Raw genomic sequence first — 24,840 nt, 5'->3', positions numbered from 1 at the left:
CGCCGGTCGGCGATCATGACCGGTGCACCGCGCAACGCGAGAGGGGTCCGTCATCCGCCGCCTGCCACCGGCCGCCGCCTTCGCCGGTCTCGCCGTCACGTTCGCCGTCGTCATGCTCGGCGCGACGATGCCCACCCCGATGTACGCGCTCTACCAGCGCGAGCTCGGCTTCTCCCCGGTCGTGCAGACGGTCGTCTTCGCCGCCTACGCGGTCGGGGTGCTCGCCGCGCTGCTGGTGACCGGACGCTGGTCCGACCAGCTGGGCCGCCGCCCCGTGCTGCTCGGCGGGGTGGCGCTGTCGCTGGCCAGCAGCGTGGTGTTCCTGCTGGCCGGTCCGGTGTGGGTGCTGCTGCTGGGACGGCTGCTGTCGGGGCTGTCGGCCGGCATCTTCGCCGGTGCCGCGACGGCCGCGGTGATCGAGGCCGCCCCCGGGTCGTGGCGCTCGCGCGGCCCGGCGGTCGCGACGGCGGCGAACATCGGCGGCCTCGGGCTCGGCGCGGCACTGGCCGGGCTGGCGGTGGAGTACCTGCCCGCGCCGCTGCACCTGTCGTTCGCGGTGCACGCGGTCGCCGTCGCGCTGTGCGGGCTGCTGGTGTGGGCGGCGCCGGAGACCGTGCGCGACCGGCCGCGGCGGCCGGTGCTCGCGCCGCAGCGGATGGAGGTCCCGCCGTCGGTGCGCGCGGTGTTCGCCCCGGCCGCGACGGCGGGGTTCGCCGGGTTCGCGGTGCTGGGCCTGTTCACCGCGCTGTCCCCGCGGATCGTCGCCGAGCTGATCGGCGACCCCGACCACGCGGTGGCGGGGGCGATGTCGCTGCTGCTGCTGGGCGCCTCGGTCGTCACCCAGATCCTGGTGCAGCACACCGACACCGACCGGACCCTGGACGCCGGCTGCGTGCTGCTGGCCGCCGGGGCCGGGCTGGTCGCGCTGTCGGTGGCCCAGGGTTCGATGGCCGAGCTGGTCGCGGGAGCGCTGGTGGCCGGGGCCGGGCAGGGCATGACGTTCTCCAAGGGGCTGGCCGCGGTGAACTCCCGGGTCGGGGCCGCGCAGCGGGCGGGGACGACGTCGTCGTACTTCGTGGTGGTCTACGTGGCGATCTCGCTGCCGGTGGTGGGGCTCGGCGCGGCGAGCCAGTCGTGGGGGCTGCGCACGGCGGGGATCGTGTTCTGCGCCGGGGTCGCGGGGCTGGCGATGCTCGCGCTCGCGGCGCTGCTGGTGCTGCAGCGCCGCGAGGCGCGGACCGCGGCGGCGTGAACGCTCAGCGGTAGCCGGTGACGTCGGCGGGGCGGCCGGGGTCCTGGACCTCGACGACGTAGCGCCAGGCGTCCGGGCGCGACCCGTCGACGTCGTCGACGCCGTAGACGCGTCCCAGCTCGCCCGAGGAGGTGGAGCGGCCGGTCCAGCGGTGCCGGTCGGGGTCGGCGGCCAGCGCGGCGATGCCGCGCCCGACGAAGCGCGGGGTCTCCGAGATCGCGAAGTGCGGCTGCGCGGCGAGGGCGTCGCGCCAGGTGTCCTCGGTGACGCCGAAGGCGTCCAGCATGATCTCCGAGCGCAGCCAGCCGGGGGTGACCGCGACCGCGGTGCCGCCGTGGTCGCGCAGCTCGTGCGCCCAGCTGCGGGCCAGCCGGATCGGGGCGATCTTGGCCAGGTCGTAGTAGGCGTTGAGCCGGTAGTGCTCGGCGTTGTAGTCCGCGGTGCCGTCGGTGACCTCGACGACCAGCCCGCCGGGGGTGGCCGCGAGCAGGCGCAGGGCGTGGTGGGCGGTGACGAGGTGGGTGTCGATCGCCAGGCGGAGCGTGCGCAGGCCGCCGGCGAGGTCGTGCTCCCACACCGGGACCTCCCACTCGACCAGCAGCTCGGCGCCCCAGATGTCGTTGACGAGCACGTCGAGCCGACCGTGGTCGCGCCCGATCCGCGCGACGAGCGCGGCGACGGCGTCGGGGTCGAGGTGGTCGCACGGCACCGCGATCCCGGTCCCGCCCGCGGCGGTCACGAGCTCGGCGGTGTCCTCGATCGTCTCGGGCCGGTCGTACTCCGAGCGCCGGGCACGCGTGCTGCGCCCCGTGCAGTACACGGTGGCCCCGGCCGCGCCGAGCTCGACCGCGATCCCCCGTCCCGCGCCCCGGGTGGCCCCCGCGACCAGTGCGATCCGTCCGTCCAGCGACATGTGCCCTCCACGTTTATGAACAAGTATTCGTTTATATACGATGGTGGTATGCCCCGGCGCAAGCAGGTTCCCGACTCCGAGGTGCTCGACCACGCCCTGGCCGTCCTGCACGACGGCGGGCCCCGCGGGCTCACCTTCGCCGCGCTGGCGGCCGTGTGCGGACTGGCCCCGGCCACCCTGGTGCAGCGCTTCGGGGGCCGCGGGGAGCTCCTGCGCCGGGCGCTGCTGCACGCCTGGGACGGCCTGCAGGCCCGCACCGCCCGGCTCGGCGCGGACGCCGAGCCCACCCCCGGCGGGGCGGTGGCCTTCCTGGTGGCGCTGTCCGAGCAGTACGGCGGCATCGACAGCTACGCCGACGCGCTGCTCGTGCTGCGCGAGGACCTGCGCGACCCGCAGGTCCGGCGGCGCGGCGTCGCCTGGCGCGAGACGCTCACCGCGGTGCTCGCCGGCTGCCTGGGCGGCGACCGGGTCGCCGCCGGGGCACTGGCCACCCAGTGGCAGGGCTGCCTGCTGTGGTGGAGCTTCGACCCGCACCGCCCGGTGACCGAGCACGTGCGCGACGAGCTGACCGCGTTCGTGGACCGGGTGCTCAGCCCTCCGGCAGGTTCTGCACGTGGCGGAACCCGAACCGGCCCTTGATGCACAGGTGCCCGTGGGTCACCGAGTGGTCCGACGGGCTGGTGACGTTGACGATCTCGCCCTGCTGCACGTGCAGTTCCAGGTTGCAGCCGACCCCGCAGAACGAGCAGATCGTCGTCGTGACCGTCTCGTCCTCGGGGTGCCAGTCCCCCGCCTCGCGCCGGTCGTACTCGGCCACCGACACCAGGGCCCCGGTGGGGCAGACGCCGATGCAGTTGCCGCAGTACACGCACGCCGACTCGGGCAGCGTCACGTCGTGCTCGGTGGCGATGCGGGCGTCGAAACCGCGCCCGGCCGCCGCGATCGCGAAGGTGAACTGGGCGTCGGTCCCGCAGGCGTGCGTGCACTTGTAGCACATGATGCAGCGCGAGTAGTCCCGCACGTAGAGCTCGTTGTCGATCTTCACGGGCTGGGCGACGGTCTCCCGCGTGCGCCCGTCGGGGGCCCGGTGGTGCCCGGCGTGGCGGCGGTCGCGCTCCCCCTCCCCCGCCGGCGGGGCGGGCGGGCCGTAGCGGTCGGCGTCGACGCCGTACTCGCTCATCCAGCGGGCCACGTCCGCGCTCGCCCGGGACATGTCGGCCGAGGACGCGAGCAGCTCCAGCACCATCCGCCGGCTGTGCCGGACCTTCTCGGTGCCGGTGCGGACCTCCATGCCGTCCTCGCAGCGCCGCGCACAGGACGGCACCAGCGTGCGCGACCCCTCGACCTCGACGACGCAGGCCCGGCAGGCGTTGATGGGGTCCATGTTCGGCGCCCAGCACAGCGTCGGGGTGTCGGCCTGCTCCGGGGTGCCCTCGGCGTGCAGCGCCTCCAGGATGGTCGTGCCCTCCGGGACGCGGACCTGCGTGCCGTCCAGCGTCAGCCCGACGGTGCGCCGGATCGCCCCCAGCATCACCGGGCCCGCGGCGAGCCGCTCGGCCGGCCCGGGGGCCGTGCCCGCGGGGTCGGCCACGGTGACGCCGGGACTGGTGTCGGTGCGGCGCAACGACGCGACGCCCTCCCCGGCACCGGGCCCGTCGCCGGGGGTGCCGTTGCCGGTGACGACCGACTCGGGCGTGCCGTCGACGTCGCCGGCCGCCGGCGCGCCCGACCCGCCGCCCGGTCCGGCCGGGCCCTTGCCGCTGGTGGTCGTCATCGCGTCCCCCGGTGTCCGTTGCTGCGCGCGGGCGGCGGCGCGGCGATCAGGCCCAGGTCGATCGCCGAGAGCACCGCCGACGGCGCGGTCTGCCCGAGCCCGCAGATCGAGGCGTCGCGCATCACCCGGGCCAGGTCCGACAGCAGCGCGAGCTCGGTCTCCCGTGAGCCCAGCGGTGCGCCGCGTTCGAGCCGGGCCAGCGCCTCCTCCTGGCGGACGGTGCCGACCCGGCACGGCACGCACTGCCCGCAGGACTCGTCGCGGAAGAACGCCGCGATCCGCCGCAGCGTGCCGGTCAGGTCGGCGGCGGTGTCGAACACCAGCACCACGCCCGAGCCGAGGGTGGCGCCGATCTCGCGGGCGCCCTCCAGGGTCAGCGCCACGTCGAGGTCCGAGGGCAGCACGAACCCGCCCGCTGCCCCGCCGAGCAGCACCGTGCGCAGCTCCCCGCGCACGCCGCCGGCGAGGTCGAGCAGCTCGCGCAGGGTCGTGCCGAAGTCGACCTCGTACACCCCCGGCGTGGCGACGGCGCCGGACACGCAGAACAGCTTCGACCCCGTCGAGCGGCCGCCGCCGACCCCGGCGAAGGCCTCGCCGCCGATGTTCAGGACCTCGAGCACGTCGTAGAGGGTCTCGACGTTGTTGATGGCGGTCGGCCTGCCGAACAGGCCGGCGGTGGCGGGGAACGGCGGCTTGTTGCGCGGCTCGCCGCGGTGCCCCTCGATCGACTGCAGCAGCGCGGTCTCCTCGCCGCAGATGTAGGCGCCGGCGCCGCGGCGCAGCTCGACGTCGAACGCGAAGCCCTCGCCCATGACGTCCCCGCCGAGCAGGCCGCGCGCGCGGGCCGCGGCGATCGCGTCCTGCAGGCGGCGGGTCGCCAGGGGGTACTCGCCGCGGACGTAGAGGTGCCCGACGGTGGCGCCGGTGACGTAGCCGGCGATCGTCATCGCCTCGATCAGCCCGAACGGGTCACCCTCCATCAGCACCCGGTCCTTGAAGGTGCCGGGCTCGGACTCGTCGGCGTTGCACACGAGATGGTGCGGCCGTTCCGGGGCCGCCGCGACGGTCTCCCACTTGACGCCGGTCGGGAACGCGGCGCCGCCGCGCCCGGTCAGCGAGGACGCCTTCAGCTCCTCGATCACCCGGCTCGGCCCGAGCGCGACCGCGCGGCGCAGCGCCGAGTAGCCGCCGCGGGCCCGGTAGTCGTCGAGCGAGGACGGGTCGACGACGCCGACCCGGCGCAGCAGCCGCAGATGCTCGCCCGTGCCCGTCTGGGGTGCGGAGACCCCGGCGTCGGCGAACGCGGTGTCGGCGGTCTCCGCCTGCGCGCCCGCCGGGTCGGCGGGGGCGGTCGCGGCGCCCAGCACGCCGTCCGGGGTGGCCGGGGCCTGTGACAGGTCGGGCTCCCCGGCGCGCTGGTGCAGCACCGCCGGTGCCCGCTCGCACAGGCCCAGGCAGGGGCTGCGCACCACGCAGGTCCGCTCGTCGGACAGCCGCTCGTCGAGGGCCGCGAGGATCTCCTCACCGCCGGACGGGCCGCAGGCGACGTCGTCGCACACGTGCACCACCCGCGGCGGGCGCGGCTCGACGGAGAACATCGCGTAGAAGGTCGCGACGCCGTACACCTCCGCGGGCGGCACCTGCAGGGTCCGCGCGACGTGGGCGAGCGCGCCCTCGGAGAGCCAGCCGACGGTGTCGTGCACCGCGTGCAGCAGCGGCAGCAGCAGGTGGCGCCGCGACCGGACGGCGTGCCCGGCGTGCCGCGAGCGGGTCGCCCGGTCGCCGGCGGTCAGCTCCGCGGCGGCCGGGGCGAGCAGCGCGAACGCGGTGTCGACGGCGTCGCGCTCGGCCGTGGTCGGCTCCGCCGCGGAGATGTGCAGGTCCATCTACAGCCTCTCGATGCGGACCGCGGTCGCCTTGAACTCCGAGGTGCCCGACTTGGGGTCCCAGGCGTCGTTGGTCAGGACGTTCACGTCGACCTGCTCGGTGAAGTGCGGGGTGAACGACGCCAGCCCCGGCCGCAGCGACGGGTCGACCCACACCGGCGCCTCGACGCTGCCGCGCCGGCTGGTCACCCGCACCCGGTCGCCGTCGGCGACGCCGAGGTCCGCGGCGTCGGCGGCGTCGATGCGCAGCGACTCGCGGCGGCGCAGCGGCGAGGCGTAGCCCCCGCTCTGCACGCCGGAGTTGTAGGCGTCGAGCAGCCGGACCGTGGTGAGCCGGATCGGGAACTCCGCGGTCAGCTCGTCGACCGGGGCGACGTGCTCCACCGGTGTGAACGGCGCCGGCGCACCGCGCTCGTCCTCGTCGTCGGCCCACAGCCGGGCGTGCATCAGCGGCGTGCCGGGGTGGTCCTCGTCCGGGCACGGCCACTGGATTCCGCCGAGCGCGTCGAGCCGGGCGTAGCTCATGCCGTGGTGCCAGTTCAGCGACACCGACCGCAGCTCGTCCCACACCTGCTCGGCGGTCGGGATGCCCCAGTCCTGGCCGAGGCGGGCCGCGACGTCGCACAGGATGTGGGTGTCGGGCCGGGCCAGGCCGGGCGGGTCGAGGGCCTTGCGGACGCGCTGCACCCGCCGCTCGGAGTTGGTGACGGTGCCCTCGTACTCGCACCAGTCCGCGGCCGCGGGCAGCACGACGTCGGCGAGCTCGGCGGTCGCGGTCCGGAAGATGTCCTGCACGACGAGGTGGTCCAGGCCCGAGAGCAGGGCGCGGGCGTGGGCGGCGTCGGCCTCGGACTCGGCCGGGTTCTCCCCGACGCAGTAGAGCGCGGTCATCTCCCCGGACTCCATCGCCTCGAACATCTGCGACAGGTGCCTTCCCGGGCGGTCCGGGAACTCCTTGCCGCCGTAGACGGCCCGGAAGCGGGCGCGGGCGTCGGGGTCGGCGACGTCGTAGCCGCCGGGCAGCTTGGCCGGGATGGAACCCATGTCGCCGCCGCCCTGCACGTTGTTCTGCCCGCGCAGCGGCACCAGCCCGGAGCCGTAGCGGCCCACGTGCCCGGTCAGCAGCGCGAGGTTGATCAGCGCGAAGACGTAGTCGGCGGCGTTGTGGTGCTCGGTGATGCCCAGCGTCCAGCAGATCTGGGCGCGGTCGGCGCGGGCGTAGGCGTGCGCCAGCTCGCGGATCGACGCCGCGGGCACACCGGTGATCTCCTCCGCGCGCTCGAGCGTGTACGGCTCGACGGCGGCGGCGTAGTCGTCGAAGCCGGTGGTCGCGCGGCGCACGAACGCGCGGTTGACCAGCCCGGCGTGGATGATCTCGCGGCCGACCGCGTTGGCCAGCGCGATGTCGGTGCCCACGTCGAGCCCGAGCCAGGAGTCCGCCCAGTGGGCGGTGGAGGTGTGGCGCGGGTCGACCGAGAACATCCGGGCGCCCTTGCGGATCCCCTGCAGCACGTGGTGGAAGAAGATCGGGTGCGTCTCACGCGCGTTGGAGCCCCACAGCACGAGGAGGTCGGCGTTCTCCGCCTCGACGTAGGAGGAGGTGCCGCCACCGGCACCGAACACAGCCGTCAGACCGACGACACTGGGAGCGTGTCAAGTGCGGTTGCAGCTGTCGACGTTGTTGCTGCCCATCACCGCCCGGGCGAACTTCTGCGCGACGTAGTTCATCTCGTTGGTCGCCTTGGAGCAGCTGAACATGCCGAAGCGGTCGCCCGGGACACCGGCGAACCCGGCCGCGGCGCGGTCGAGCGCCTCGTCCCACGACGCGGGGCGCAGGACCCCGTTCTCGCGCACGAGCGGCTCGGTGAGACGGACGTGACGGGGGCGGAAACCCCGGCGCGATCCCTGCGGGCGGGTGGCGGTCATCGTCGACCTCCGGCGTGGTGGTGTCCTTCGGTCCCCGCACCGTAGCAAGGTCGAGACCGGCGTCACACCCCTTCGAGCTCGTCGCCGGTCACCAGCGGGAACCACGACGGCAGCGGCCCCGTCCCGCCGGCGACGGCCACCGGGCGCCCGAGCTCCCCCGCCGTGCGGGCGTGGACGGTGCGGACCCGGCCGTGCGCGTGCAGCAGCACCGCGGGCAGCGGGCGGGCGCGGGCGGAGGCCAGCTCACCGGGGGTGTTGACGTTGGTCAGCGACGCCAGCTCCGGGTCCAGGCGCGCCAGCACCGGGTCGGCGCGCAGGGACGGCTCGTCCAGGCGGCGCACCGCGCAGCGGGCGAACAGCGACGGCGGGCGGCCCTGCCCGGCCGCGGTCAGCCCGTCGATCACCGGGGCGAGCGCGGTGGCGTAGGCGGCCGCCAGGGGCTGGTGGTGGCCGAACGCCTCGGGCAGCGCGACGTCGTGGGTCCCGCGCAGGTCGAGCACCCGCGCCGCGAACGCGGGGTGCAGCAGCGGCAGGTCCACCGACGCGACGAACGCGGCCTGCGCCCGGTCGGCGACCGCGGCCAGCCCGGCCCCGATCGCGGGCAGCGGGCCCAGCCCGGGCACCGGGTCGTCGACCACCTCGGTGCCCGGCGGCAGCTCCGGCAGCTCCTGCCCGGCGGCGCGCACCACGACCACCGGCCCGTCCACCGCCCGGCCCAGCACGGCGACGGTGCGGGTCAGCAGCGCGGCCCCGTGCCAGTCCAGCCACGCCTTCGGTGTCCCCATCCGCGACGAGGCGCCCCCGGCCGGCACGATCCCGGCCGCCGGCCGTCGTCCCCCGTACCCGCGCACGTCCCCGATCCTGCTCCTAGGCTGGAGGGCGACGTCGGGGAGGGGATCGGAATGGGACGGCTGACCGTGCGGCGCCCGGTGCTGCGGCTGAACCCGGACGGCGGCACCCGCTCGCGTCCGGACACCCTGGTCGTCGAGGAGCCGCTGGAGCTGCGGGTCGGCGGGAAGGCCCTGACGGTGACGATGCGCACCCCGGGCCACGACGTCGAGCTCGCGCACGGCTTCCTGCTCACCGAGGGCGTGATCGCCTCGGGCCTGGACCTGGCCGGGGCGCGCTACTGCAACTCCGTCGACGAGGACGGCCGCAACACCTACAACGTGCTCGACGTCGACCTCGCCGAGGGCGTCGCCCCGCCGGACACGTCGGTGGAGCGCAACTTCTACACGACCTCGTCGTGCGGGGTGTGCGGGAAGGCGTCGCTGGACGCGGTCCGGCTGAAGACCCGCCACTCGCCCGCGGCGGACCCGCTGCGCATCGGGCGGGAGCTGCTGCTGTCGCTGCCCGGCCGGCTGCGCGAGCACCAGAAGGTGTTCGGCTCCACCGGCGGGCTGCACGCCGCGGCCCTGTTCGACGCCGACGGCACCCTGCTGGCCGCCCGCGAGGACGTCGGCCGGCACAACGCGGTGGACAAGGTGCTGGGCCGGATGGTGATGGACGGGCGCGTGCCCGCCGCCGGCACCGTGCTGATGGTGTCGGGGCGGGCGTCGTTCGAGCTGGTGCAGAAGGCCGTCATGGCCGGGGTGCCGGCGCTCGCGGCGGTGTCGGCGCCGTCGTCGCTGGCGGTGGAGCTGGCCGAGGAGTCCGGCATGACGCTGGTCGGGTTCCTGCGCGGGGAGACCGGCAACGTCTACACCGGCCGGGAGCGGCTCGACCTCACGGCGTGAGCGTCGCCCAGGCCCGCTCGTGGCGGCGGGCGAGGCCGCGCAGCCGGGCCCCCGTGCCGGGCGGCCCGACCAGCGCCGCGACCGTCGCGACGACCAGCGCGCAGCCCGCGAGCTGCACGGCGGTCGGCGACTCGCCCAGCACCAGCATGCCCAGCAGCACCGACAGCACGGGGTGCACCAGCAGCAGCGCGCCCGCGGTGCCCGGCGCGAGCCCGGCCGAGCCGCGCCCGATGAGCACCCAGGACACGACCTGCCCGGCCAGTGCCAGCACGATCAGCCACGCCCAGCTCGCCGCGGGCAGCGCGACCGCGATCCCGTCCCCGGCGAGGCCGACCGCCCCGCACAGCACCCCGGCACCGACGGTGGCCAGGGCGACCGGGGTCACCAGGTGGCGCGGGCTCGTCCGCGACACCGACCGGTTGAGGTGCAGGAACCCGGCGTAGGCGACGCCCGCGAGCGTGCCGAGCACCGCGCCGCGCACCGGCTCGGGACCCCCGACACCGGCACCGAGCACCCCGCCGGCCAGTGCGATCCCGCCGAGCAGCAGCGGGGCGGCGAACACCAGCCGCCGCGGTACCCGCTCGCCCGCGACCACCCACGCGATCAGCGGCAGCGCCAGCACCTGGATGTTGAGCACGACGTTCGCGACGCCGGCGCCTGCGTCGAGCACGGCGCGGGTCCACAGCAGGAAGTCCGCGCCCAGGAACAGCCCGGACAGCAGCGACCAGCCGGCCGTCGCGAGCGGCAGCCCGCCGGAGCGCCGGCACTCCGCCAGCGCCCACGGGGCGAGCACGACCAGCGCGAGCACGCAGCGCCAGAACGAGGCGCTGGCCGGGTCGGTCCCGGCCAGGGCGACGAGGACGCCGGTCCAGGACAGGACGGCGGCGCCGGCGAGCAGGAGCAGGACCGACTGCGGGTCGGGGGCGGTGCGTGCGTTCACGATCTCCACGATCCCCGCCGACACCGCATAGTTCCAATGATTGTTCCTACGGTGTACCGCTAAGCTGAGCTGTGTGATCGCATGGGATCGACTGCGGGTGTTCCGGGCGGTGGCCGAGCACGGGTCGGTCGGCGCCGCCGCGGCCGCGCTGCACATCACCGGCCCGGCGGTGACCCAGCAGCTGCGCAAGCTCGAACGCGAAGCCGGGACCCGGCTCGTCGAGCCCGACGGGCGCGGGATCCGGCTCACCGCCGCCGGGCACGTGCTGGCCGGGCACGCGGCCGTCGCCGCGACCGCCGTCGCCGACGCCGAGCGCGACCTGGCCGCCCTGCACGACGACGCGGCCGGCCCGCTGCGCATCGGCTCGGTCGCGAGCGCGCTGCGCAGCCTGCTGCCCGAGGTGCTACACGCGCTCACCACCCGCAACCCGCGCCTGGTCCCCACCGTCGACGACGGCGAGGTCGTCGACCTGCTGCCCGCGCTGCGCTCGCGCGACCTCGACGCGGTGCTGCTGGAGAGCTGGACCCAGCGCCCGGCCCGGCTGCCCGCGGGCGTGCGGGTGACGGCGCTGGTCACCGAACCTGCCCAGCTCGCCGTGCCCGCCGAGGACCCGCTGACCGGACCCGACCCGGTGCCGCTGCGGACGCTGACCGGGCGGGTGTGGGCCTCGGGACCGACCGGGACCGAGCCGTACGAGGCCCTGCTGCAGCTGCTGCGCGGCGCGGGCGCCGAGCCCGACATCCGCTACCGGGTCGGCGACTTCGCCACCCAGCTCGCGCTCGTCCGGGCCGGGCTGGCGGTCGCGCTGCTGCCGGCGATGGCCGTCGCCGGGCTCGCGGTGCCCGGCGGCACCGGCCCGGTCCCCGCGGGCGACGACGACGGCGTCCGCCTGCTCCCCTGCCGGCCCGCGGTCGGCCGCTCGCTGCTGCTCGCGACCCGCGAGTCCGACGCCGGGCTCCCCTCGGTGCGCGCGCTGGTCGACGGCCTGCGCGCCGCGGCCGCCCGGCTCGGCCCGTCCTGAGCGCTCAGGCCAGCAGCTCGCGCACCATCGGGATCACCCGCGTGCCGTAGAGCTCCACGGCACGCAGCCGCGCGGACACCGGCTGCGGCCCGACCGTGTAGATCAGGTCGAACCGCTGCGCGCCCAGCGACCGCACCGAGTCCGCGATCCGGCGGGCGACGGTCTCGGGCGACCCGACGTGCAGCGCGCCCCCGGCGACCTCGGCCTCGAACCGCGCGCGGTCCAGCGGCGGCCAGCCGCGCTGGGCGCCGATCCGGTCCATCTGGGTCTTGTAGGGGCCGTAGAAGACCTCCATGGCCTCCTCGTCGGTGTCGGCGACGAAGCCCGGCGAGTGCATGCCGACCGGCTTGGGGGCGTTGCCGAACTGCTCGACGGCGCGGTGGTAGAGGTCGACGTAGGGGGCGAAGCGGCCGGCCGGGCCGCCGATGATCGCCAGCATCAGGCCCAGGTCGTGGCGCGCGGTCCGCACGACCGACTCCGGCGAGCCGCCGACCCCGACCCACACCGGCAGCCGCCGGCCGGTCGTCGGGAAGACCTCGGCGCCGGCCAGCGCCGGGCGGGTGGCGCCGCGCCAGGTCACCGGCTTCTCGTCGAGCAGGGCCACGAACAGCTCGAGCTTCTCCTCGAACAGCTGCTCGTAGTCGTCCATGGAGTAGCCGAACAGCGGGAAGGACTCGGTGAACGAGCCGCGGCCGACGATGACCTCGGCGCGGCCGTCGGACAGGGCGTCGAGGGTCGCGAAGCGCTGGTACACGCGCACCGGGTCGTCCGAGCTGAGCACCGTCACCCCGGAGGACAGCCGGATCCGCGACGTCCGGGTCGCGATCCCGGCCAGCACCGTCTCCGGCGTCGAGATCGCGTACTCGGGGCGGTGGTGCTCCCCCAGCGCGACGACGTCGACGCCCGCGCCGTCGGCGAGGACGACCTCGTCGACGACCTGGCGGATCGCCTGCGGGTGGGTCAGCAGGTCGCCGTCGTCGCCGACCGGGACGTCGCCGAAGGTGTCCAGGCCGAACACGATCTCGCTCATGCGCTCCTCCACGGATGGTTGATCCTTCAATCATGCCATCGCCGGCGGACGCGCGTGGCCCGGGCCCGGAACGGGCACACCGCGCACATGCGACGTACCGTGCCCGCCCTGCTGGCCCTGTTCCTGCTCGCCGGCTGCGGGACCGCCGCCCCCACCATCGACGTCGACGACCCGATGGGCACCGCGGGCGACGCCGTCGCCACCGCCGGGACGGTCGAGATCCGCGACGCGGCCGTCGAGCCCGGTGACACCGGCTCGGACATCGCCCACCCCGCCGGCGGCGACGCGGAGCTCACCCTGGTCGCCGTCAACACCGGCGACGCCGCCGACCGGCTCGTCTCGGCGAGCTCACCGGTCGCCTCCGCGGTCGACGTGTCCGGGGAGACCGTCCTGATCGGCGGGACGACGCTGCTGGTCGGCGACACGGGCTCGGCGGTCCCGGCGGGCTCGGCGTCGGTCACCCGGGCCGCCGTCACCCTCGACGACCTCCGCCAGGCCCTGTCGGTGGGCCCGACCTACCCGGTCACGCTGGTGTTCGAGCGGGGCGGGCCGGTGACGCTGGAGGTGCCGGTCGACAACCCGTGAGCGGGCTCAGCGCTCGCGGGCCCCGAGGCGGCGTAGCAGGTTCGCCGCGAACCGGTCACCGGTGGCGTCCATGGTCGCCTTCATCGTGCGCGTGACGACCGGTGCGGCCAGGCGCGAGAGCGGCATGTCGACGTCGACGGTCAGCGAGATCTCCAGGTGCGTCGCCGGGGACCCGTCGGGCTCGGGGTCGGCGTCGCGCAGGGCGTAGTGGCCCTCGGCGCCCGCCCACTCGGTGACGCCGGCGGGCGGCGCGTGGGTGAACTCGATGCGCTTGCCCTCGGTGAAGGTCATGCGCTCGGTGAACACCGGCTTGATGCCCACACCGAGCACGGCGATCCGCACCATGTGCCAGCGCCACAGCTCGTAGCCGTCGGTCGCGGCGTTCGTGCCGGTGTCGGCGTCGATCCGGTTGAGCAGCGGTGTCAGGGTCGGCAGGATCTCGGGATCGGTCAGGACGCGCCAGACGTCGTCGCGGGCCGCGGTGACGACGGCCTCGGACTCGGTGGTCGCGGAGAAGCGGGTCAGGACGTCCCGCCCTCGCCCAGCGCCCCGCCCGCGGCCGGTGCGTCGTCCCCGCCCGCGACGTCGGGCTCCGGCTCGTCGGTGCCGCGGTTGGCCGCCGGCAGCAGGTCGGCCAGCGCCGCGCCCTCGATCCGGCGGAACGTGCGCCGCGGACGGGCGCGGTCGAGCACCGCGACCTCCAGCGCCTCGGCGCCCAGCACGCGGGGCTGGGCGTTCGCGCCGTTGCCCGGCGACGCCGGGTCCGCGCCGGGGACCTGCAGGCCGCCGAGCGCGACCTCGATCGCCGCGCCCAGCTCGAGGCCGTGGGCGTAGGTCTCGGACAGCTTCTGCGAGATGGGCTCGGTCTGCCCGCCCATCACGACGAAGCGGGGCTCGTCGGTGATCGAGCCGTCGTAGGTGATGCGGTAGAGCTGGTCGCCGTCGGCCTCGGCACCGACCTCGGCCACGCACAGCTCGACCTCGAAGGGCTTCTGCTGCTCGACGAACGCGGTGCCCAGCGCCTGGGCGTAGGCGTTGGCCAGCATCCGGCCGGTCACGTCGCGCCGGTCGTAGGTGAAGCCGCGGAAGTCGGCCATCCGGATGCCACCGGTGCGCAGGTTCTCGAACTCGTTGTAGCGGCCGACCGCGGCGAAGCCGATCTTGTCGTAGATCTCGGAGACCTTGTGCAGGGCCGTCGAGCGGTTCTCCGCGACGAACAGGACGCCGCCCGCGTAGGTCAGCACCACGACGCTGCGGCCGCGCGAGATGCCCTTGCGGGCCAGCTCGGACCGGTCGCGCAGCAGCTGGTCGACGGAGGAGTAGAACGGCATCGTCATGGGGAGACGCTCCAGGCTCGTGCTCGTGCGGTGCGGAGAGGTCAGCGGGTGGGACCGCCCGGGCGCTCGCGGCGCCCGGCGATCACCTGGTCGACGACGGCGGCGATCTCGTCCTCGTCGCGGCGGGCGGCGCCCTCGGCAGTGATGCCGACGACCACCGGGTAGATGCGCCGCACCGTGTCCGGCCCGCCGGTGGCGGTGTCGTCGTCCGCGGCGTCGTAGAGCGCCTCGATCGCGGTGCGGACCGCGCCGGCCAGGTCGGCCCCGGGGTCGTGCAGCTTCTTCAGCGACGACTTCGCGAACACCGAGCCCGAGCCGACGGCGTGGAAGCCGAGGTTCTCGTCGTAGCGCCCGCCGGTGGGGTCGAAGGTGACGATCCGCCCGGCGCGGGCCGGGTCCGGCTCGTGGGTGTCGTAACCGGCGAACAGCGGGACGACGACGAAGCCCTGCATCGCCGCGCCCAGGTTCTGCCGGATCATCCCCGCCAGCTTGTTGGCCTTGCCGTCGAGGGAGAGCGGCACGCCCTCGAGCTTCTCGTAGTGCTCCAGGTCGACCGAGAACAGCCGGACCATCTCCAGCGCGATGCCCGCCGAGCCGGCGATGCCGACCGCGGAGTGGGTGTCGGTGACGAACACCTTCTCGATGTCGCGCTGGGCGATGACGTTGCCCGCGGTCGCGCGCCGGTCACCGGCGATGACGACGCCGCCGGCGAACACCAGCGCGACGATCGTGGTGCCGTGCGGGACGCCGAGGGCGTCGGCCGCGGTGCCGCCGCCCGCCTGCGGGGCCAGCCCCGCCCCGGGCAGCAGGTGCGGGGCCGCACTCCCGACGAAGTCGGAGAAGGACTGTGACCCCGTCATGTAGGTGCCGAGCTGACCCGTGTGGTGCCCGGGCAGCAGCCCGGGGGTGACCGACGGCCGGAACTCCATCTTCTCGGACGTGCCTTTCGTTCGAGCTGCGTACGCCGGCGGTCCCGCTCCCCCGCCGCGGCGGGGTGACTGCGGCCCTTCCGGCACGGCCGGGTCCGCAGGTGCGGACCCGGCCGGAACGGTACTGCGATGCTGGACGGTGCGCTCGTGAGCGGCCCGGGCAGGGGCGCTCACTCACCGCCCTTCTGGACGTAGGACCGCACGAAGTCCTCGGCGTTCTCCTCCAGCACGTCGTCGATCTCGTCGAGGATGGTGTCGACGTCCTCGCCGAGCTTCTCGCGCCGCTCCTGTCCGGATCCCGACGCGTTCTCGCCGGACTCGTCGTCGCCGTCGCCGCCACCCTGGCGCTTGGTCTGCTCCTGGGACATGACGCCTCCTCCTCGCAGAGTCCTCTGCTGTGCACTCACACTACCCACCGGGACCGACAAAATCGCCTGTTGCGCAGCGGCGTGTGATCGGCTCCGCGGCCCGGCCGGGATCACGACGCGGTGAGCTTGTCCACCAGTTCCTCGGCGGTCGAGACCGCGTCGAACAGCTCCCCGACGTGGCGCCGGGTGCCGCGCAGCGGCTCCAGCGTCGGGATGCGGACCAGCGACTCGCGGCCCAGGTCGAAGATCACCGAGTCCCACGACGCGGCGGCCACCTCGACCGGGAACCGGCCCATGCAGGTGCCCCGGAAGTAGGCGCGGGTGTCGGTGGGCGGCGCGGTCATCGCGGCGGCGACCTGCTCCTCGGTGACCAGCCGGCGCATCGACCCGCGGGTGACGAGCCGGTTGTAGAGCCCCTTGGCCAGGCGGACGTCGGAGTACTGCAGGTCGACCATGCCGAGCCGGCCCGAGGCCCAGCTCAGACCGTCGCGCTCGCGGTAGGCCTCGAGAAGCTTGAGCTTCGCGGTCCAGTCGAGGCGGTCGGCGGTGAGCATCGGGTCGCGCTCGAGGTCGACGAGCACCGACTCCCACTCCTCGACCACCTCGCGGGTGTCGGCGTCCCACTCCGCACGCTGCGCGGACACCGTCTGCTCCATGTGCTCGACGGCGCGGGCCAGGTACTCCTGCTGGATCTGCACGGCGGTGAGGTGACGCCCGTCGGCCAGCGGCACGGTGCACCGCAGCGTCGGGTCGTGGCTGATCCGCGAGACCGACTTGACCGGCTCGGCCAGGCGCAGGTCCTCGAACGAGCGGCCCTTCTCGATCATGTCGAGGACCAGTGCGGTGGTGCCGACCTTGAGCAGCGTGGCGATCTCGGACAGGTTCGCGTCGCCGATGATGACGTGCAGGCGGCGGTACTTGTCGGCGTCGGCGTGCGGCTCGTCGCGGGTGTTGATGATCCCGCGCTTGAGGGTGGTCTCCAGCCCGACCTCGACCTCGACGTAGTCCGAGCGCTGGGCGATCTGGTAGCCCTCCTCGTCGCCCTGCTGGCCCAGCCCGACCCGGCCTGCGCCGCACACGACCTGGCGGGTGACGAAGAACGGCGTGAGGCCGGTGACGATCGAGGGGAACGTCGTCGAGCGGGCCATCAGGTAGTTCTCGTGCGAACCGTAGCTCGCGCCCTTGCCGTCGACGTTGTTCTTGTACAGCTGCATCCGGGGCGCGCCCGGCACGGTCGCCGCCCGGTTCGCCGCCTCCAGCATGATCCGCTCGCCGGCCTTGTCCCAGACCACGACGTCGCGCGGGGTGAGGACCTCCGGCGTGGAGTACTCGGGGTGGGCGTGGTCGACGTAGAACCGCGCGCCGTTGGTGAGGATGACGTTGGCGGCGCCGAGGTCGTCGAGGTCGGTGTCGAGCTGGGGCGCCAGCGACGGTGCGGACAGGTCGAAGCCGCGGGCGTCGCGCAGCGGCGACTCCACCTCGTAGTCCCAGCGTGCGCGCCGGTTGCGCGGCACGTCGGCCGCGGCCGCGTAGGCCAGGACCACCTGCGTGGAGGTGACGACGGGGTTCGCGGTGGGGTCGCCGGGCACGGCGATGCCGTACTCCACCTCGGTGCCCATGATCCGGCGGGCCGTCACGACGTGCCCCCTGCGCGAGACTGCATTGCACGAGCCTAACCGTCCGTGGCCCCCGCCGTCGCGAACCGCGCCCCGGCGGGATCATCACCGGTGTGACCGATCCCGCGCGCGAGCTCCTCACCGTCTTCGACGCCGACGGCCGCCCCACCGGGTCCGCCGAGCGCGGCGAGGTCTACGCCCGCTCGCTGTGGCACGCGACCACCGCGATCGCGCTGCGCTCGACCGACGGCGAGCGGCTCTACGTCCACCGGCGCACCGACACCAAGCTCGTCATGGCGGGGCTGTGGGACTGCTGGGCCGGCGGGGTCCTCGACGACGGCGAGACCCCGGACGAGTGCGCCGCCCGCGAGCTCGCCGAGGAGCTCGGGGTGCGCGGTGTCGCGCTGCAGAAGCTGTTCGTCCTGCCCTTCGACGCGGCCGCGCTCGGCATCGACACCGGGCCGGGCACCGGCCCGGCGGGGCTGCGCGCCCACGTGCACGCCTACCAGGCCTTCTCCGACGGCCCGGTGACCCACCAGCCGTCGGAGGTGGCCGAGGGCGGCTAGTGGACCCTCGACGAGCTGCGCGGCCGGCTCGGCACACCGGGGTGGCCGTGGGTGCCCGACGGTCTGCACGTCACCCGCCGCTGGCTCGCCGACGGCGTCGGTTAGGGTCCCTGGGCCGCGCGTTTACCGGTGGGTAACATACGTCACCCACACCGGTACCTGTATCGGTCAACACCCGGCGGGTCGCGCGACGCCACCACCGGAAGGGCCCAGCGTGGGGCTCCCCGGACGACACCACCACGCCCACCCAGCAGGAGTTCCCATGGTCAGCATCTCGGTCTCGGCCCGCTCCCTCGCCGCCGCCCGGCTGATCGACCCCGACGTCAACACCGCCGCCGTGCAGGCCGCCGTCGAGGCGGCGCTGGCCGCCGACGGCCGCGAGAAGCGCGACGGCGTCCGCCCCTCCGCCCGCCGCGAGCACACCGCCCGCCGCGAGCCCGACGCCCTGCGCTCCTGACCCGCCGCCCGGCTCCCCCGCCGGCCCGCGCCGTCCCGCCACGGCTCCCGCGCCGCCGCTCCCGGGGTGCCGCGCACCCTGCCGCCGGGCACCCTCCGGGTGCTCCCAGGGGCACTCTCGGGGCTTAGAGCGCCACGAGGGTTCCCCTCGGAGCGCCGGGAGGCAGGGGCGCAGGGCGCCGGGAGGCAGGGGCGCCGGGCGCAGGGCGCCGGGCGCGCCCCGGTACGCGCTCGCCGGAGCGCGGGGCGCCACGGGGTCGGAACGCGACGGAGCCCGCCCCCGGGTGCGGGGACGGACTCCTGTGTACCCGCGGTCAGAAGTTGATCATGTGGCCGGCGAGGCCGTGGATCGACTCCTGCAGGCACTCGGACAGGGTCGGGTGCGCGTGGACGTTGCGGGCCATCTCGTGGACGGTCAGGTCCCACTTCTGGGCCAGGGTCAGCTCCGGCAGCAGCTCGGTCGCCTCGGCGCCGATGATGTGGCCGCCGAGGAGCTCGCCGTAGGTGTCGTCGGAGATCAGCTTGACGAAGCCGGCGGGCTCGGCCATGCCGTGCGCCTTGCCGTTCGCGGTGAAGGGGAAGGTCGCGACGTTGACCTTCCAGCCCTTCTCGTCGGCCAGGTCGCGGGCCTCGGCCTCGGTGTAGCCGAACGACGCGACCTGCGGGTTGCAGAAGGTCGCGCGCGGCATCATCTTGTAGTTCAGCTCCTGGGTCTCGGCGCCCGCCAGGGTCTCGGCGGCGACGATGCCCTGCGCCTCGGCGACGTGGGCCAGCATGAGCTTCGCGGTCACGTCGCCGATGGCGTAGACGTGCTCGACGTTGGTGCGCATGTAGTCGTCGATCGCGATGGCGCCGCGCTCGGTGAGCTCGACACCGAGCTTGTCGAGGCCGTAGCCGTCGACCCGCGGGGCGAAGCCGATGGCCTGCACGACCTTGTCGGCGCGCAGCTCCTCGGTGCCCTTCTTGGACGACACGGTGACGGTGACGCCCTTGCCGTCGTCGTCGATGGACTCGACCTTGGTCGAGGTGCGCACGGTGACGCCGAGCTTCTTGTAGGCCTTGGCGAGCTCCTTGGACACGTCGGCGTCCTCGAGCGGCAGCAGGCGGTCCAGGTACTCGACGACGGTGACGTCCACGCCGTAGTTGGCCAGCACGAACGCGAACTCGACGCCGATCGCCCCGGCACCGGCGATGATCACGCTCTCCGGCAGCTCGCGGGTGAGGATCTGCTCCTCGTAGGTCACCACGCGCTCGGACAGCTCGGTGCCCGGCAGCAGCTTGACCGTGGAACCCGCGGAGATGATGACGTCGTCGTAGGTGACGGTCTCGTTGCCGCCCTTCGACAGGTCGACCTCGATCTCGCCCGGCTTGGTGAAACGGCCGAACCCGTCGAACTCGGTGATCTTGTTCTTCTTCATCAGGAAGTGCACGCCCTTGACGCGCCCGTCCGCGACGGACCGGCTGCGGTCGAAGGCCGCGCCGAAGTCCAGCGACACCTCACCGGAGAGACCGAAGGTCTTCTGCTCCTTGGTGACGATGTGCGCGATCTCGGCGTTGCGCAGCAGCGCCTTGGACGGGATGCAGCCCACGTTCAGGCACACACCGCCCCAGTACTTCTCCTCGATCACCGCCACACTGCGGCCGAGCTGGGCGGCCCGGATGGCCGCCACGTATCCGCCGGGTCCGGCTCCGAGTACGACGACGTCGAAATGAGGCATGTGCCCAGCCTAGGACGCGCGGGCCGGCTCCGGGCCCTCCGGTCCCGAGTCACCCGTCACGGGCCAGGACCCGCCCCCGGACAGGTGCGCGACGACGGCCTCGCACGCCTCGCGCAGGGCGGACCGGTGCTCGGGGCTCAGGCCGTCGAACAGGGCCTCGCGCACGCTCTCGACATGGTCCGGCGCGGCCGCCTCCAGAACCGCGAACCCGGCGTCGGTCAGGTGCGCCAGCTGGCCGCGGCGGTCGGTCGGGCAGGACCGCCGTTCGATCCAGCCGGCCTCCTCCATCCGCGCCACCGCGTGCGAGACGCGGCTGCGCGAGGACAGCGCGCAGTCGGCCAGCACGCTCATCCGCAGCGTCCGCTCCGGCGCCTCGGAGAGCCGGACGAGGATCTCGTAGTACGCCTGCGGCATCCCGGCCCCGGCCTGCAGCCGCCGCTCGACCTTGTCCGAGACGAGCCGCTGGGCGGAGAGGAACGCCCGCCAGGTCCGCTGCTCCTCGTCGTCGAGCCAGCGCGTGTGAGCCACGACACCCTCCGAAACATTTGAACGTTCATCTTCCTTGGTTCTAGTATCGCTCTCAACAAGTGAGAGTTCAACTAGCACGCGAGGGAGTCACCATGACCACCGCCACGCAGATCCCCGGCTACGTCGTCGGCACCTGGGACATCGACCCGGTCCACTCCGACGTCTCCTTCGTCGTCCGGCACATGATGGTGAGCAAGGTGCGCGGCCGCTTCGAGAAGGTCGCCGGCGAGCTCGTCACCGGCGAGACCCTCGAGGGTTCCTCGGTCTCCGCGACCATCGACGCCTCCTCCATCACGACCGGCAACGACCAGCGCGACGGCCACATCCGCTCCGCCGACTTCTTCGAGGTCGAGAAGTACCCGGAGTGGACCTTCCGGTCCACCGGGATCGCCGCGAAGGGCGACGAGTACGTCCTGGCGGGCGACCTCACCATCAAGGGTGTCACGAAGCCCGTCGAGCTGGAGCTCGAGATCAACGGCTTCGGCCCGGACGCCTGGGGCGGCACCCGCGCCGGGTTCTCGGCCACGACCACGATCAAGCGCTCGGACTTCGGCGTCGACATCGAGATGCCCCTCGACGGCGGCGGCGTCGTCGTGAGCGAGAAGGTCGGCATCGAGCTGGAGATCCAGGCGGTCCTGCGCGCCGCCTGAGCCGCACCCCGACGCGCCCCGCGACCCCGGACCGGACCACGGCCCGGGGTCGCGTCGCGTCCGTAGGATGACGCGGTGACCGGCTACCGGGAGAGCGCGCCCCCCGGTCCGCTGCGCGACGTCGTCGAGGCGGCCTGGTGCAGCACCGCCGGCCCGGTGGCGCACACCCAGCGGGTGCTGCCCGACGGCTGCATGGACCTGATCGCGCTCGGGGGCGAGCTCGTCGTCGCGGGGCCGGACACCACCGCGCACCTGGCCACGGCCACCCCCGGCGCGACGACGACCGGGCTGCGCTTCCGTCCCGGGGCGCTGCCCGCGCTGCTGGGCCTGCCCGCCGACGCGCTGCGCGACCGCCGGGTGGCGCTGGCGGAGCTGCTGCCCCCGGAGCGGCGCACGGCCCTCGCCGGGCTCGGCCCGCCCGACCCCGCCGCGCCCCGGGGCGAGCTGCTCCGGCAGGTCGCCCAGGCGCTGCGCCGGGCGGCGGCGCAGGGCACCGGCGCGGCCGTCGCGGCGCCGTTGCCCCACCCGGCGCTGCACGCGCTGGCCCGCGGGATGCCCGCCGCCGAGCTGGCCGACCGGCTCGGCGTCACCGGCCGCACGCTGCACCGGCGCTGCCTGGCCACCCTGGGCTACGGCCCCGCGGTCGCCCGCCGCGTGCTGCGCTTCCGCGCGGCGAGCGCGCTGCTGTGGGACGGCGTCGCCCCGGCCGCCGTCGCGGCCGCGACCGGCTACGCCGACCAGCCCCACCTGTCCCGCGAGGTCCGGGCACTCGCCGGCGTCTCCCCCGGCGCGCTCGCCGCGCCCCGGCCCGCGGGTCGGACCCAGGCGAACAGGTCCAGCGGGGCGCCGTCGGGGTCGCGCACGGTGGCGTAGCGCTGGCCCCACGGGGCGTCGAACGGGTCGAGCACCGAGCCGTACCCGGCTCCCGTGACGCGCGTCCAGGCGTCGTCGACGGCCGCCGCGGTCGGCAGCCGGAACGCGAGGCCGACCCGCCCCTCCGGCGCGGGCGCGACGCCGGGGTGGAAGCCCTCGACCATGGACTGCAGGTCCAGCGCGAGCCGCAGCCCGCCGCGCAGCGTGGTCTCCACGTGCGGCTCGCGTTCCGCGCCGTCGGGGAACTCCAGGCCCAGCAGCCGGTAGAAGGCCACCGAGCGGGCCATGTCCGTCACCAGGATGCCGATCATGTCGAGCTCGGCGCCGATCGTCTCGTCCATGGCCGCGACGCTAGGGGCCCGGCGCGGGCGGCGTCGTGAACGGATCGGACACCGGCGCGGTCCAGGCCGCGTGTCCGGGCAGGGCCGGCCGCGGGCCCGACCCGGTGAGCAGCGCGGCGAACGCGGCCGCGGCCGGGACCGGCCGCCGCCCGCGGGGCACGACCAGCGCGATCCGCCGCCGGACCACGGGGTCGGTCAGCGGAACCGCGACCGGCCCGGCGAACGCGGTGAGCGGCACGACCAGGCCGGGTACCGCCGTCACGCCCAGGCCGGCGGCCACCAGGCCCGCGACGGCGGCGATGTTGCGCGCGGCGACGCCGCGGCCCGGGCGGCTGCCCGCCTCGGCGAGGGCGCGGTCGACGTGCTGGCGGATGCTCGTCGTCGGGTCGAAGTCGACGAAGTCGGCGCCGTCGAGGTCGGCCCACCGCAGCGACGCGCGCCCGGCGAGCGGGTGCCCGGCGGGCAGCAGGGCGCAGAACCGGTCGGTGGCGACCGGCGTGACGGCCAGGTCGTCGGGTGCGCGGCCGTGCACGACGGTGACGGCGAGATCCGCGCGACCGGAGCGCACCCGGTCGGTCACCTCGTCGGCCAGGGCGTCGGAGATCTCCGGGCGCACCGCCGACCGCTCGCGGCGGAACGCCGACACGACACCGGGCAGCAGGATCGCCGCGAGCGAGGGCAGGGTGGCGATGCGCACCGTCCCGGCCCGCCCGTCCAGCACCCGCTCGACGTGCCGCAGCTCGGCCGCGACGCCGTCCAGCGCGCGCCGCGCCGCCGCGACGACCGCCTCGCCGACCGGCGTCGGCTCCAGGCGCCGGGTGGTCCGCTCGAACAGCCGCGCCCCGAGCAGCCGCTCGACGTCGGCCACCGTCCGGCTCAGCGACGGCTGCGCGGTCCGCAGCACCGCCGCGGCGGCCGTGAAGCCGCCGGCGTCGTGCACCGCCACGACGGCCCTGAGCTGCGGCAACGTCAGATCCATGTGCCCTCCGCATCAGTCGATCCGGATTCGGTCTTTGACGATCATAGGTGCAGGCGAGCACGGTTCCCCCGGGCCGACGCCGGCCCGCCCCGCCGACGAGGAGGTCGACGATGCTCGCCGCGATCGGATTCCTGACCATCGCCGTGTTCCTGGCGGCCGTGCTGTCCGGACGGGTGTCGGTGCTGCTCGCGCTGACCGTCGTCCCGGCGGCCGCCGCCGTCGCCGCCGGCCTGGCGGGCGGGCTGGGCGACTACGTCGCGACCGGGCTCGAGACCGTCGCCCCGGTCGCCATCATGATCACGTTCGCGATCCTGTACTTCAGCCTCATGCTCGACACCGGGCTGTTCGACCCGGCCATCCGCCGGGTCGTGCGGTGGGCGGGCGGCGACCCGCTGAAGATCTGCGTGGGTACCGCCGCGCTGACCGTCCTCGTCGCGCTCGACGGCGACGGCGCGTCCACCTTCCTGATCATGGCGAGCGCGATGCTGCCGCTCTACGACCGGCTCGGGATGCGCCGCATCGTGCTCGCGGCACTGATCTGCCTGGGCGCCGGGGTGATGAACATGATCCCGTGGGGCGGCCCGACGGCGCGGGCGATGGCGGCGCTGGACCTCACCGCGTCCGACGTGTTCCTGCCGCTGCTGCCCGCGATGGCCGCGGGCATCGCCTGGGTGCTCGTCGCGGCCTGGATCATCGGGCGCCGTGAGCGCGCCCGCCTCGGTGTCGTCGAGCTCCCCGCGGCCCCGGCCGACGTGCCGGGCGCGGCGCCGGCGCCGGTGCGCTCGCGGGCCGACCGGATCCGGTTCGCGGTCAGCGTCGTGCTCACCCTGGCCCTGGTCGTGGTGCTGCTGCTGCAGCTGGCGGAGCTGCCGGTGGTGTTCCTGTGCGCGTTCGTCGTCGCGCTGCTGGTCAACCGGCCGACCTGGGAGGGCCAGCGGGCCCTGTTCGAGAAGCACGGCCACAACGTCGTCCTCGTGACCGCCATGATCTTCGCGGCCGGCGTGTTCACCGGCGTCCTCGGCGGGACGGGCATGATCACCGCGATGGCCGAGACCCTGGTCGGTCTCGTCCCGGACGGCGCGGGTGGGGTGCTGCCCGTCGCGGTCGCGCTGACCTCGATGCCGCTGAGCCTGGTGTTCACCCCGGACGCGTACTACTTCGGGGTGCTGCCGGTCCTCGCCGAGACCTCCTCGGCGCTCGGCGGCGATCCCGCCGAGGTGGCCCGCGCGGCGATCCTGGGCCAGATGACCACCGGGTTCCCGCTCAGCCCGCTCACCGCGTCCACGTTCATCCTGCTGGGCCTGACCGCCGTCGAGCTGGGCCGCCACCAGCGGTTCGTGTTCGGGTGGGCGTTCGGCACCACCGTCGTCATGACCGTCGTCGCGCTGCTCACCGGCGCCCTGACCGTCTGAGGAG

At 74.8% G+C, this 24,840-nt stretch carries 25 protein-coding genes and 1 pseudogene; 10 read left to right on the top strand and 16 right to left on the bottom strand.

What is annotated here, in order from left to right:
- Window positions 1-22 precede the first annotated feature (22 nt).
- Window positions 23-1,252, top strand: a complete 1,230-nt coding sequence (locus WJX68_RS17620) for an MFS transporter (protein ID WP_340292268.1) — start codon at window positions 23-25, stop codon at window positions 1,250-1,252.
- 4 nt (window positions 1,253-1,256) lie between these two features.
- On the opposite strand, the gene WJX68_RS17615 is transcribed toward WJX68_RS17620, so the two are convergent.
- Window positions 1,257-2,165, bottom strand: a complete 909-nt coding sequence (locus WJX68_RS17615) for an SDR family oxidoreductase (RefSeq protein WP_340292266.1) — start codon at window positions 2,163-2,165, stop codon at window positions 1,257-1,259.
- A 48-nt stretch (window positions 2,166-2,213) separates the two neighbouring features.
- Here WJX68_RS17615 and WJX68_RS17610 point away from each other — a divergent pair, with 48 nt between their 5' ends.
- A complete protein-coding gene (locus WJX68_RS17610; protein WP_340292264.1) occupies window positions 2,214-2,804 on the top strand; it encodes a TetR family transcriptional regulator in 591 nt (196 codons plus the stop codon).
- On the opposite strand, the gene WJX68_RS17605 is transcribed toward WJX68_RS17610, so the two are convergent.
- From WJX68_RS17605 to mobA, 4 genes are all read right to left on the bottom strand, one after another.
- Window positions 2,755-3,939: a 2Fe-2S iron-sulfur cluster-binding protein gene (locus WJX68_RS17605; protein WP_340292262.1), complete on the bottom strand. Its 1,185-nt coding sequence runs from the start codon at window positions 3,937-3,939 to the stop codon at window positions 2,755-2,757. The genes WJX68_RS17610 and WJX68_RS17605 overlap by 50 nt on opposite strands.
- Entirely contained in the window at window positions 3,936-5,825 is a 1,890-nt protein-coding gene (locus WJX68_RS17600; protein ID WP_340292260.1) for an NAD(P)H-dependent oxidoreductase subunit E, read from the bottom strand. Before WJX68_RS17600 ends, WJX68_RS17605 begins: the two co-directional genes overlap by 4 nt.
- Window positions 5,826-7,751: a molybdopterin oxidoreductase family protein gene (locus WJX68_RS17595; RefSeq protein ID WP_340292258.1), complete on the bottom strand. Its 1,926-nt coding sequence runs from the start codon at window positions 7,749-7,751 to the stop codon at window positions 5,826-5,828.
- Window positions 7,752-7,813: 62 nt separating this feature from the next.
- Complete coding sequence (gene mobA / locus WJX68_RS17590) at window positions 7,814-8,602, bottom strand: molybdenum cofactor guanylyltransferase (protein WP_340292256.1); 789 nt, start codon at window positions 8,600-8,602, stop codon at window positions 7,814-7,816.
- 51 nt (window positions 8,603-8,653) lie between these two features.
- Between mobA and fdhD the strand changes: the two genes are divergently transcribed.
- The gene (gene fdhD / locus WJX68_RS17585; protein ID WP_340292253.1) at window positions 8,654-9,487 is read left to right on the top strand and encodes a formate dehydrogenase accessory sulfurtransferase FdhD; all 834 of its coding nucleotides are present in this window, start codon (window positions 8,654-8,656) and stop codon (window positions 9,485-9,487) included.
- Here fdhD and WJX68_RS17580 read toward each other — a convergent pair.
- On the bottom strand, window positions 9,477-10,427 hold the full coding sequence (locus WJX68_RS17580) for a DMT family transporter (RefSeq protein WP_340292251.1): 951 nt from the start codon (window positions 10,425-10,427) through the stop codon (window positions 9,477-9,479). The two genes, fdhD and WJX68_RS17580, sit on opposite strands and share 11 nt — an antisense overlap.
- A gap of 73 nt (window positions 10,428-10,500) precedes the next feature.
- Between WJX68_RS17580 and WJX68_RS17575 the strand changes: the two genes are divergently transcribed.
- Window positions 10,501-11,448, top strand: coding sequence for a LysR family transcriptional regulator (locus WJX68_RS17575; protein ID WP_340292248.1), 948 nt, complete (start codon window positions 10,501-10,503; stop codon window positions 11,446-11,448).
- Between the two features lie 4 nt (window positions 11,449-11,452).
- On the opposite strand, the gene WJX68_RS17570 is transcribed toward WJX68_RS17575, so the two are convergent.
- Window positions 11,453-12,478, bottom strand: a complete 1,026-nt coding sequence (locus WJX68_RS17570; protein WP_340292246.1) for an LLM class flavin-dependent oxidoreductase — start codon at window positions 12,476-12,478, stop codon at window positions 11,453-11,455.
- Between the two features lie 87 nt (window positions 12,479-12,565).
- Between WJX68_RS17570 and WJX68_RS17565 the strand changes: the two genes are divergently transcribed.
- On the top strand, window positions 12,566-13,063 hold the full coding sequence (locus WJX68_RS17565) for a copper chaperone PCu(A)C domain-containing protein (RefSeq protein WP_340292244.1): 498 nt from the start codon (window positions 12,566-12,568) through the stop codon (window positions 13,061-13,063).
- 6 nt (window positions 13,064-13,069) lie between these two features.
- Here the strand turns inward: WJX68_RS17565 and WJX68_RS17560 are convergent, their stop codons facing one another.
- The 5 genes from WJX68_RS17560 to dop all read right to left on the bottom strand — a co-directional run bounded on the left by WJX68_RS17560 (window position 13,070) and on the right by dop (window position 17,316).
- Complete coding sequence (locus tag WJX68_RS17560) at window positions 13,070-13,408, bottom strand: SRPBCC family protein (protein WP_340292242.1); 339 nt, start codon at window positions 13,406-13,408, stop codon at window positions 13,070-13,072.
- A 176-nt stretch (window positions 13,409-13,584) separates the two neighbouring features.
- Window positions 13,585-14,400, bottom strand: a complete 816-nt coding sequence (prcA, locus tag WJX68_RS17555) for a proteasome subunit alpha (RefSeq protein WP_340292240.1) — start codon at window positions 14,398-14,400, stop codon at window positions 13,585-13,587.
- 41 nt (window positions 14,401-14,441) lie between these two features.
- Window positions 14,442-15,329: a proteasome subunit beta gene (prcB, locus tag WJX68_RS17550; RefSeq protein ID WP_422785723.1), complete on the bottom strand. Its 888-nt coding sequence runs from the start codon at window positions 15,327-15,329 to the stop codon at window positions 14,442-14,444.
- Window positions 15,330-15,499: 170 nt separating this feature from the next.
- Window positions 15,500-15,697 (bottom strand): ubiquitin-like protein Pup, encoded by a 198-nt coding sequence (locus WJX68_RS17545; protein WP_020626587.1) that lies wholly within the window; start codon window positions 15,695-15,697, stop codon window positions 15,500-15,502.
- 110 nt (window positions 15,698-15,807) lie between these two features.
- Window positions 15,808-17,316, bottom strand: coding sequence for a depupylase/deamidase Dop (gene dop, locus WJX68_RS17540; RefSeq protein WP_340292419.1), 1,509 nt, complete (start codon window positions 17,314-17,316; stop codon window positions 15,808-15,810).
- Window positions 17,317-17,426: 110 nt separating this feature from the next.
- Here dop and WJX68_RS17535 point away from each other — a divergent pair, with 110 nt between their 5' ends.
- Both WJX68_RS17535 and WJX68_RS17530 read left to right on the top strand, forming a co-directional pair.
- Entirely contained in the window at window positions 17,427-17,879 is a 453-nt protein-coding gene (locus tag WJX68_RS17535) for an NUDIX hydrolase (protein WP_340292233.1), read from the top strand.
- 262 nt (window positions 17,880-18,141) lie between these two features.
- Window positions 18,142-18,336, top strand: coding sequence for a hypothetical protein (locus tag WJX68_RS17530; protein WP_340292231.1), 195 nt, complete (start codon window positions 18,142-18,144; stop codon window positions 18,334-18,336).
- Between the two features lie 313 nt (window positions 18,337-18,649).
- Here the strand turns inward: WJX68_RS17530 and lpdA are convergent, their stop codons facing one another.
- On the bottom strand, window positions 18,650-20,053 hold the full coding sequence (gene lpdA / locus WJX68_RS17525; protein ID WP_340292229.1) for a dihydrolipoyl dehydrogenase: 1,404 nt from the start codon (window positions 20,051-20,053) through the stop codon (window positions 18,650-18,652).
- A gap of 9 nt (window positions 20,054-20,062) precedes the next feature.
- On the bottom strand, window positions 20,063-20,581 hold the full coding sequence (locus WJX68_RS17520) for a MarR family winged helix-turn-helix transcriptional regulator (RefSeq protein ID WP_340292227.1): 519 nt from the start codon (window positions 20,579-20,581) through the stop codon (window positions 20,063-20,065).
- 92 nt (window positions 20,582-20,673) lie between these two features.
- Here WJX68_RS17520 and WJX68_RS17515 point away from each other — a divergent pair, with 92 nt between their 5' ends.
- A complete protein-coding gene (locus WJX68_RS17515) occupies window positions 20,674-21,231 on the top strand; it encodes a YceI family protein (protein ID WP_340292225.1) in 558 nt (185 codons plus the stop codon).
- Between the two features lie 75 nt (window positions 21,232-21,306).
- A complete protein-coding gene (locus WJX68_RS17510; RefSeq protein WP_340292223.1) occupies window positions 21,307-22,104 on the top strand; it encodes a DUF6597 domain-containing transcriptional factor in 798 nt (265 codons plus the stop codon).
- A gap of 26 nt (window positions 22,105-22,130) precedes the next feature.
- On the opposite strand, the pseudogene WJX68_RS17505 reads toward WJX68_RS17510, so the two are convergent.
- Window positions 22,131-22,391: pseudogene (locus tag WJX68_RS17505) on the bottom strand (VOC family protein); the annotation flags it as partial.
- A gap of 64 nt (window positions 22,392-22,455) precedes the next feature.
- On the bottom strand, window positions 22,456-23,424 hold the full coding sequence (locus WJX68_RS17500) for a LysR family transcriptional regulator (RefSeq protein ID WP_340292220.1): 969 nt from the start codon (window positions 23,422-23,424) through the stop codon (window positions 22,456-22,458).
- A 110-nt stretch (window positions 23,425-23,534) separates the two neighbouring features.
- Here WJX68_RS17500 and WJX68_RS17495 point away from each other — a divergent pair, with 110 nt between their 5' ends.
- Complete coding sequence (locus tag WJX68_RS17495) at window positions 23,535-24,836, top strand: CitMHS family transporter (protein ID WP_340292218.1); 1,302 nt, start codon at window positions 23,535-23,537, stop codon at window positions 24,834-24,836.
- Window positions 24,837-24,840 lie beyond the last annotated feature (4 nt).

It is taken from the genome of Pseudonocardia spirodelae, assembly GCF_037727765.1.
Taxonomy (GTDB): domain Bacteria; phylum Actinomycetota; class Actinomycetes; order Mycobacteriales; family Pseudonocardiaceae; genus Pseudonocardia; species Pseudonocardia spirodelae.
This window is presented reverse-complemented; position numbering and strand designations above follow the sequence as displayed.